General features: G+C 63.1%; 7 protein-coding genes. 5 read left to right on the top strand and 2 right to left on the bottom strand.

From position 1 onward, the window contains the following. Positions 1-197: 197 nt before the first annotated feature. A complete protein-coding gene (locus RKP46_RS07860; RefSeq protein ID WP_311106132.1) occupies positions 198-2,939 on the bottom strand; it encodes an insulinase family protein in 2,742 nt (913 codons plus the stop codon). Between the two features lie 321 nt (positions 2,940-3,260). Here RKP46_RS07860 and motA point away from each other — a divergent pair, with 321 nt between their 5' ends. The 4 genes from motA to RKP46_RS07880 are packed head-to-tail and all read left to right on the top strand — an operon-like array spanning position 3,261 to position 6,217. Continuing rightward, the gene (gene motA / locus RKP46_RS07865) at positions 3,261-4,118 is read left to right on the top strand and encodes a flagellar motor stator protein MotA (protein ID WP_311106133.1); all 858 of its coding nucleotides are present in this window, start codon (positions 3,261-3,263) and stop codon (positions 4,116-4,118) included. 34 nt (positions 4,119-4,152) lie between these two features. Then, positions 4,153-5,112: a flagellar motor protein MotB gene (gene motB, locus RKP46_RS07870; RefSeq protein WP_311106134.1), complete on the top strand. Its 960-nt coding sequence runs from the start codon at positions 4,153-4,155 to the stop codon at positions 5,110-5,112. Positions 5,113-5,162: 50 nt separating this feature from the next. Then, complete coding sequence (locus tag RKP46_RS07875) at positions 5,163-5,447, top strand: hypothetical protein (RefSeq protein WP_311106135.1); 285 nt, start codon at positions 5,163-5,165, stop codon at positions 5,445-5,447. Positions 5,448-5,491: 44 nt separating this feature from the next. Continuing rightward, entirely contained in the window at positions 5,492-6,217 is a 726-nt protein-coding gene (locus RKP46_RS07880) for a ParB/Srx family N-terminal domain-containing protein (protein WP_311106136.1), read from the top strand. On the opposite strand, the gene uvrB is transcribed toward RKP46_RS07880, so the two are convergent. Beyond that, entirely contained in the window at positions 6,214-8,349 is a 2,136-nt protein-coding gene (uvrB, locus tag RKP46_RS07885) for an excinuclease ABC subunit UvrB (RefSeq protein WP_311106137.1), read from the bottom strand. The genes RKP46_RS07880 and uvrB overlap by 4 nt on opposite strands. Before the next feature lie 189 nt (positions 8,350-8,538). On the opposite strand from uvrB, the gene RKP46_RS07890 reads away from it, so the two are divergent. Further along, a partial coding sequence (locus RKP46_RS07890; RefSeq protein ID WP_311106138.1) for an aminotransferase class I/II-fold pyridoxal phosphate-dependent enzyme occupies positions 8,539-8,873 on the top strand: 335 nt, incomplete at its 3' end.

Raw genomic sequence — 8,873 nt, forward strand, 5'->3', positions numbered from 1 at the left:
CAACGTCTTGTCGCTCTTCAGCGCCACCAGCGCCACCTGCCCATTGAATCGCCGCGTGTCGTTCTACCTCGTCTGTCTCACCATGCCATGCTCTCGCTCGTGTTGGAGCTGCTTCCGAAGCGATTCGATGGGGCAAGACGACCACTTGTCATCCTGCTATGCGAATCTCCGAGGCCACCACTGCTGCCAGCGGTGGCTCACTTGCCGAGTCCCTTGCGCGTGTCGCCGGCGATTACCAGAACGATTTTCTCGGCGTCGATGTGGCGGCAAAAGGCTTCGCTGACCTGCTCCGGGCGAAGCGCAGCGATGCGGATCTCGAAGTCGTGCGCAAACTGCCAGTCGCGCTCCAGGTCGAGGTAGCTTAGCCAGCGCGCGGCAACTGCGTTGTCCTGCGAACGGGCAATCGCGTTCGATTCGAGGATGCCGCGTTTGGCTTCCGCCACCTCCTCCCGCGTGAAACCGTCGCGACAGGCGCGCAGCAGTTCTTCGCGGAAAGCTTTTTCGGCCAGCGCTGCGTTCTGCGGTGCGACCATGGCAGAGAAGCTCCAGGTGGAGAGCGCCTGGCGGCTGCCGAGCAGAAGTTGCGAATCGGTGCTGTAACTGATGCCCTCCTTCTGCCGCAGGCGGTCGACCAGCCGATTCGACAGGGCCGAACTGCCGCCGAAGATGTAGTTGGCAACGTAGAGCGCCGGCGCATCGGGGTCGGCGTCGCGCAGCGCGAGGTCGAGCCGCGCCCGGAGAACGGCGCTTTCCTTGTCGGTGGTGTCGATTACCAGCCGCTGCGGCGCGACGCTGCGAAACTCTCGTTCGACGCGCGCGTAGGGCGACGGCGAACCGTAGGTCGCGTACAGCGAGCGCAACTCGTCCTCGACCGGCGCAACCGCGAAATCGCCGACGATGGCCATTTCGCCGCGCGCCGTGCCGATCAACTCACGGTGATAAGCCAGCACATCGGCGAGCGTCGTCCGCTGCACTTCTTCGATGCGCTCGGCAAGCCGCGCGTGGTAGCGCGGGTCGCCACGCGGATAGGTGTTGAAGTGCGCATTGAGCTGGTCGCGCGAGAGCTCCTCGGGATTGTCGATCTGCCCCTGCAACGAGGTCAGATACTCGCGCTTCAGGCGTTCGAATTCAGCCGGCGGGAAACTCGCTTCGTGCATGAGTTCGAAAACCAGACGCAACGCTTCCGGCAGCTTGTCGCGCGTCGTTTCGAAGCGCGTCAGGCTGCCGCGAACCTTCAGACGGGTCAACGCATCGGCAATCTGCTGGCGCGTCAAGCGGTTCGTTCCGCGCCCCAGCATGGCGATCGCCAGCGCCCCGGTCAGATTGCGCTGGCGCAGCGTCTCCTCGTTCCCCCAGCGAAAGCGCATGGCGACATTGACGATCTGACCGCGGTTCTTCTTGGGCAACAGGGCGACCTTCAGATCGCCGTAACGGCGACGCAAGGTGCGCTGGTTCAGGTTCTCGGGCGAGGGCTCGAAAATCTCGCCGGCGTCGATTTCCTGCGGCGGCCGGAAATCGGCCAGCAACTCGGCTGCGCTCGGTGCGACCGGAACGATCGCCCGCAGCGGCTCGTCCTCCGGAATGAAGGAACCCATCACCCGGTTGTCGCGCAGGAAGTATTTGCCCGCCGCAATATCGACCTGCTCCGGCGTGATCCGCTCGAGCTGCTCGCGGGCAAGGAAGAACAGGCGCCAGTCGCCCAACGCGATGTACTCGGAGAGCGTCACGGCAAAGGTCTCGGGATCGGCGAGCGCCCTTTCGTAGCTCGTGCGCGACTGTTCGACGACTCGTTCGAGTTCGCTCGTCGCCGTCGCCGTGCGCGCGAAGCCGCCCTCGATGACCTCGATCATCCGCTCGCGCGCACGTTCGAGCGAATCGCCCTTGTTGAGCACCGCGCCGAAGACGACGAAGCCGGGGTCGCGCGTTTCGACCGGATAGGCATAGACCTGCGTCGCCAGGCCGCTCAGCACGAGCGCCTGATAGAGGCGACCGTTCGGCGTGTCGCCGAGGATCTCGCTAGCCATCGCCAGCGCGTCGGCGTCGGGGTGCAAACTGGCCGGCGTGCGGTAGGCAAGGGTCAGCAACTGGACTTCGCCCTTGCGCCGGACGACAAACTGACGCTCGCCGTCGGCCGTCGGTTCGCTCGTCCACGCCGCCGGAAGCTTGCGTGCCGGCTTGGCCATCCTGCCAAACGAGGCGACGATCCAGTCGAGCGTGCGCTGCTCGTCGATCTTGCCGGCGACGACGAGGACGGCGTTGTCGGGCTGGTAGAACTTGCGATAGAACGCCTGCAGGTTTTCGATCCTGACCTGCTCGATGTCGCTGCGCGCGCCGATCGTGCTCTTGCCGTAGTTGTGCCAGTCGAAGAGCAGCGCCTGCATGCGCTTGAACATGACGCTCGCCGGTTCATTCTCGCCCATCTCGAATTCGTTGCGCACGACGCTCATTTCAGTATCGAGGTCGCCCCGCGCGATGAACGAGTTGAGCATCGCGTCCGCCTGCCAGGCCAGCGCCCAGCGCAGGTTGTCGTCCTTGGCCGGAAAAGTAAGGTAGTAGTTCGTCCGGTCGAACCAGGTCGTACCGTTGATTTCGAAGCCGCGCGCGCGAAACTCGCGCGTCGGATCGGGAAAGTTCTTCGATCCTTTGAAGATCATGTGTTCGAGCAGGTGCGCCATGCCCGTTTCGCCGTAGTTCTCGTGGCGCGAGCCGACCAGGTAGGTGAGATTGACCGTCACCGTCGGTTTTCCGCCATCGGCAAAGAGGATGAAGCGGAAACCGTTGTTCAGCCGGTATTCGCTGATGCCTTCGACGGTCGCCACGCGCTCGACACCGGACGGGAGCTTGAGCGCTGCCGCCGGGCGCGCCTGCGCGTTGAATGCCAGGCTGGCGAAGGCCAGCCAGACCATCGCACGCGCGAGGACATTCCACAACTGATTCATGACGCTTGCCTCCTTGCACGAGATCGATCCACACGCCCGTACTGCCATCGCCGCGGCGCCCGCGCGGGCGGCCTGACGAGCTGCCGATTATAGGCTGCCCGGCGCTGGGCAGCACACCGCGGGCGGCCACCGCGCGGCTTTCCGACGCCCGGCACGACGCACCGCTGGGCACCGGCGCTGACTGCGGCAATCGCCGGAAATGACAGATTTAGCGATATCATTGTTCGTCCGCCGCTGACTGAAGGTATTCTGGCTACAATTGGCGCAGGCGGATTTGCCCTTTGCGAGGTCGGCAGCGGGCGCGCTAAGCAGGGGGAACAGATGTTTCTGATTGTCGGGTATGTGATCATTCTGGCCGCAGCGCTCGGAACGTACGCGGTGCATGGCAGTCTGGCTGCGTTGTGGGTGCCGCTCGAGTACATTGCCATCGTCGGCCTGACCATCGGCGGTTTTGTCGCCGCCAACGACATCAAGGTGATCAAGGCCACGGTCGGCGCGCTGCCCGGAATCTTCAAGGGGTCGAAATTCACCCGGGCGTTGTACATCGACCTGCTGGCGATGCTCTTCGAAGTGCTCGCCAAGGTCCGCAAGGAGGGCCTGATGTCGATCGAGAACGACGTCGAGAACCCGCACGACAGCCCGATTTTCAGCAAGTACCCGAGCATCGCCAGCGATCATCACGTCATGGAATTCGTCACCGATTACCTGCGTATGATGGTCGGCGGCAACCTGAATGCGATCGAAATCGAGAACCTGATGGATATCGAAATCGAAACTCATCATCATGAGGTCGAAACGCCGGGCCACGTGATGGCCAAGGTGGGCGACGCCGTGCCGGCCTTCGGTATCGTCGTCGCCGTGATGGGCGTGGTCAACGTGATGGGCTCGGTTGGCCAGCCGCCGGCGGTGCTCGGCAAGATGATCGGCGGCGCGCTCGTCGGCACCTTCCTCGGCATCCTGATTTCCTACGGTTTCGTCGCGCCGATTGCCAGCCTGCTGGAACAGAAGGCGCAGGAGGGCTCGAAGATCTATCAGGTAATCAAGGTCGTCCTGCTCGCTTCGATGTCGGGCTATGCACCCCAGGTGGCCGTCGAGTTTGGCCGCAAGACGCTGGTGTCCGACGTCCGCCCGACCTTCCGCGAACTCGAGGAAGAACTGAAGAGCCGCAAGGGTAAATGACCTCGAGCATGGCCGGCCCCAGGCAGGAAATTGAATGAACGACGACGTCCGCCCGATCATCATCAAGCGCGTCAAGAAGGTCGCCGGCGGCCACCATGGGGGCGCCTGGAAGATTGCCTACGCGGACTTCGTGACGGCCATGATGGCCTTTTTCCTGTTGATGTGGCTGCTCGGCTCGACCGCCAGCGGCGACCTCAAGGGCATCGCCGAGTTCTTTCAGAACCCGCTCAAGATCGCCGCGCAGGGAGGTTCGGGAACCGGCGACAGTTCGAGCGTTCTCAAGGGAGGAGGCAAGGATCTGACGCGCAGTGCCGGGCAGGTCAAGGCGGGGGACATCGACGCGAAAAGCAGGCAACTGACGGTCAAGGAAACGAACGCCGAATCGGCGCGCAAGGTCTTCGAGCAACAGGAGCGCCTGATGCTCGGCGAGTTGAAGGAAAGCATCGAGAAGCTGATCGAAAGCAATCCGGCACTCAAGCAGTTCAAGAGCCAGTTGCTGCTCGACATCACCAGCGAGGGATTGCGTATCCAGATCGTCGATGAGCAGAATCGACCGATGTTCGACACCAGCAGCGCCGAAGTCAAGCCCTATACCAAGGTGATTCTGCGCGAAATCGGCAAGGTGCTCAACGCCGTACCCAGCCGGATCAGCCTGGCCGGACATACCGATGCGGCGCAGTTTGGTGGCGGCGAAAAAGGCTTTTCGAACTGGGAGCTGTCGGCTAATCGCGCGAACGCCTCGCGGCGCGAGTTGATCGCCGGCGGGATGGACGAACACAAAGTACTGCGCGTCGTCGGCCTGGCCTCGACGGTGCTGCTCGACAAGAACGATCCGCTCAGTTCGGTCAACCGGCGAATCAGCATCGTCGTCCTGAACAAGCGGACCGAGGAATCCTTACTGCTGGAAGACGGTCGCGTCGATGCGGTCGAAGTGGGCAGTCAGGGTGTAGAAGCGGAAGCACTGAGCTCGCCCGCGAACGCTGCAGGAAAATGAAGCGCAAGATCTGAATTCACTTTGTCAGCGCAACCGAAGAGGAGACGAGAATGAGTAGCGAAACAAGCGAAGAAGACAAAGGCGTCGCCGCCGCCCTGATCCAGCGTCTGGAGCTGGAGCGCATACCGCGCGCCCTCGATCTGAAGGAGAAGGTGGACGCGGGGGGACGTCTGGACGATATGGACATCGCTTTTCTCGAGCGCGTCTTCGCCGACATGGAAGACGTCAAGCAACTCGTCGCGCGCAACCCGGAGTACCACCAGCTCGCGGCCAACGTGGTCGGCCTCTACGAAGAGATCACCGCCCGCGCGCTGGAAAACGAAAAGTCGGCGTAGCGCAATCGCCCGGCACGCCGGGCTTTGTTTTGGAGGAGCTGGGCATGGATTTCAATCTCGAAGAATGCTCGCAGAAATCGCCGCGTGGATTGTTGTTTCAGGCGCGCGTGAGCGAACTGCGGCCAACGCAAAGTGGTGTCGGACTGGACGAGGTCCATGCCAAAGCCGAAGCGATGAGCCGCAAGAACAAGGACGACCTGAGCGCCTTCCTGCTCATCCGACCGGTCCCGGTGGTGATCGGCAACGGCGGCCATCTGTACCTGACCGACCATCATCATCTGGCACGCGCCGTTTGGGAAGTGGCGCAGAACAAGAATGAAGCCGGCCTCGACGAAAGCAACGCGCGCGTCGTCGTCGAGGTGATCAACAACTGGAGCGTGCTCAAGGACGCCCACTTCTGGAAGGCGATGCACGACAATCGCTGGGTCTATCTCTTTGACGCGATGGGCGGCGGACCACTTCAACCGGCCGCTCTGCCGAAGCACGTCAAGGATTTGCGCAACGATCCCTATCGCGGCCTCGCCTGGTACGTGCGCTCGCACTTCGGCTACGCCAAGATGCCGGCTGATTTTGCCGAGTTTCAGTGGGCGCAGTTCTTCCGCACGCGAATGATTCTCGACAACCGCCTGCTCAGCAACCAGATCGAGGACGTCGACATCCTGCTGTCGCGCATGAAGGCCGAGGAACGCCAGGCACTGATCGAGGAGGCGATCAGCCTGGCGCGTTCGGACGAGGCGGCCGGACTACCCGGCTACTCCGGCCGCCGTTAGATCGCGCTCGCCGGCCGGCTTGTCCTTCCGAGGCCCTTCACAGGTCCTTCAGATCTACCCTGCCCGGCCGCCGCTTCGCTGCCGCTGATGCCGAATACTTCCTGCCGCAGGCGGAAAAGTTCGTCGCGCGCCCGGGCGGCTTTCTCGAACTCCAGGTTCCTGGCGAATTCGCGCATTTCCTTTTCCAGGCGTTTCAGTTCGCGCGCAAGCTCCTTCTCGTTCATCACCGCGTAGTTGGCCGGCGTCTGTGCGAGCTGGACGACGCCGGAGGTGCGCGCGTTGTCGTAGTAGCCGTCGATGATGTCGGTGATCCGCTTGTTGACACCGGTGGGAACGATCGCGTGCGTTTCGTTGAAAGCCATCTGTTTCGCGCGCCGCCGCTCGGTCTCGTCGATCGCCCGCCGCAGGGAACCGGTCAGACGATCGGCATAGAGGATCGCGGTGCCGTTCAGGTGGCGCGCGGCGCGGCCTATCGTCTGAATCAGCGAGCGCTCGGAGCGCAGGAAGCCTTCCTTGTCGGCATCGAGAATGGCCACCAGTGAAACCTCGGGAATGTCGAGCCCTTCGCGCAGCAGGTTGATCCCGACCAGTACGTCGAACTTGCCGAGACGCAGGTCGCGGATGATCTCGACGCGCTCGACGGTGTCGATGTCGGAGTGCAGGTAGCGTACGCGCACTTCGTTCTCGCCGAGATACTCGGCCAGTTCCTCGGCCATCCTCTTGGTCAATGTGGTCACCAGCACGCGTTCGCCGCGCGCAATGCGCAGCCTGATCTCGGAGAACAGATCGTCCACCTGCGTCGACGCCGGGCGAACGATCAGGACCGGGTCGATCAGCCCGGTCGGCCGCACGACCTGCTCGACGACCTGTCCCTGATGCTCAGCCTCGTAGTCGGCTGGCGTTGCCGAAACAAAGATCGTCTGCCGCATCAGCGCTTCGAACTCGGCGAACCGCAACGGTCGATTGTCGAGCGCCGAGGGCAAGCGAAAACCATAATTGACCAGATTCTCCTTGCGTGAGCGATCCCCCTTGTACATGCCGCCAAGCTGCGGAACCGAAACATGCGATTCGTCGATGAACATCAGCGCATCAGCCGGCAGGTAGTCGATCAGCGTCGGCGGCGGTTCGCCCGGCTGCCGCCCGGAAAGGTGCCGCGAGTAGTTTTCGATCCCTTTGCAGAATCCGAGCTGGTCGAGCATTTCGAGGTCGAAACGCGTCCGCTGCTCGAGCCGCTGCGCTTCGACCAGCTTGCCTTCCTGCTGGAACTGCACGAGGCGCTCGCCAAGTTCGCGTTTGATCGCCTCGATCGCGCGCAGAACGGTCGGCCGCGGCGTGACGTAGTGCGACGATGGAAAGACGGTGAAGCGGAGAAGGCGCTGATGCAGATGCCCGGTGAGTGGATCGAAGAACTGCAGCCCTTCGATCTCGTCGTCGAAGAGCGTGATGCGAATCGCCTGCTCGGCGTGCTCGGCCGGAAAGACGTCGATCACATCGCCGCGCACGCGAAACCGGCCACGCTGCAGGTCCGCCTCGTTGCGTTCGTACTGCATCTCGACCAGACGCTTGATCAGATCGCGCTGGGAAACGCGGTCGCCAACGCGCATGGTCAGGACCATCTTGTGGTACTCATCGCGATCGCCGATGCCGTAGATGCACGAGACCGTCGCGACGATCACGCAGTCGCGCCGTTCGAGCAGGCTTTTCGTCGCCGAAAGCCGCATCTGCTCGATATGCTCGTTGATCGATGAGTCTTTCTCGATGTAGAGGTCGCGTGCCGGAACATAGGCTTCCGGCTGGTAGTAGTCGTAATAGGAAACGAAGTACTCGACCGCGTTCTCCGGAAAGAACTCGCGAAACTCGGCATAGAGCTGCGCGGCGAGCGTCTTGTTTGGCGCCAGAACGAGCGCTGGCCGGCCGCTGCGGGCAATGACATTGGCCATCGTGTAGGTCTTGCCCGACCCGGTCACGCCGAGCAAGGTCTGGTAGGCCAGCCCGTCGGCCAGCCCGGCGCAGAGCTGGGCAATCGCCTCGGGCTGGTCGCCGGCCGGCAGAAAGGGTTGATACAGGCGAAAAGGGCTCGCCTCGAAGCTGAGGAAGCCGGGCTGTCCGGCGGCATGCGGGGGATCTGACATGCTAGAATTCTACGTTTTTTTCGCCTGCCGTCGCCAACTGCCTTGCGCGGCCAGCACGGTCCCTGGTCAGCCGGGCCCGGCCCGGTTGCCCGCTGCTTCCGGCGCAAGGCAGGTGCAGCGGCTTGTCCGCCGTCACGCGCGCGACCGGCGACCCACTGCGATTCGCCTGCCCCCGTTAAGGAAACAGCCATGACTAGCTCGTTCTTTGCCGCCGTGGAGATGGCTCCACGCGACCCCATCCTCGGCCTGACCGAGGCCTTCACTGCCGATGCCCGCCCGAACAAGGTGAACCTCGGCGTCGGCGTCTATCTCGACGACAACGGCAAGGTTCCCCTGCTCTCAGCCGTGCGGCGGGCCGAAAAGGCTCGTCTGGAGTCCTTGCCGCCACGTTCCTACCAGCCGATCGATGGTCCTGCCGCCTTCAGCCAGACGGTTCAGCGCCTGCTTTTCGGCGAAGGCTCGCCGCTGCTCGCCGCCGGTCGCGTGCTGACCTGCGAGGCGCTCGGCGGAACCGGCGCGCTCAA

The organism is Accumulibacter sp. (assembly GCF_031732815.1).
In the GTDB taxonomy this organism is placed as follows: Bacteria; Pseudomonadota; Gammaproteobacteria; order Burkholderiales; family Rhodocyclaceae; genus Accumulibacter.

Coding starts and splice junctions, on each gene's coding strand:
- RKP46_RS07875 (WP_311106135.1), top strand. CDS start 5,163: ATGAGTAGCGAAACAAGCGAAGAAGACAAAGGCGTCGCCGCCGCCCTG.
- RKP46_RS07880 (WP_311106136.1), top strand. CDS start 5,492: ATGGATTTCAATCTCGAAGAATGCTCGCAGAAATCGCCGCGTGGATTG.
- motB (WP_311106134.1), top strand. CDS start 4,153: ATGAACGACGACGTCCGCCCGATCATCATCAAGCGCGTCAAGAAGGTC.
- RKP46_RS07860 (WP_311106132.1), bottom strand. CDS start 2,939: ATGAATCAGTTGTGGAATGTCCTCGCGCGTGCGATGGTCTGGCTGGCC.
- motA (WP_311106133.1), top strand. CDS start 3,261: ATGTTTCTGATTGTCGGGTATGTGATCATTCTGGCCGCAGCGCTCGGA.
- uvrB (WP_311106137.1), bottom strand. CDS start 8,349: ATGTCAGATCCCCCGCATGCCGCCGGACAGCCCGGCTTCCTCAGCTTC.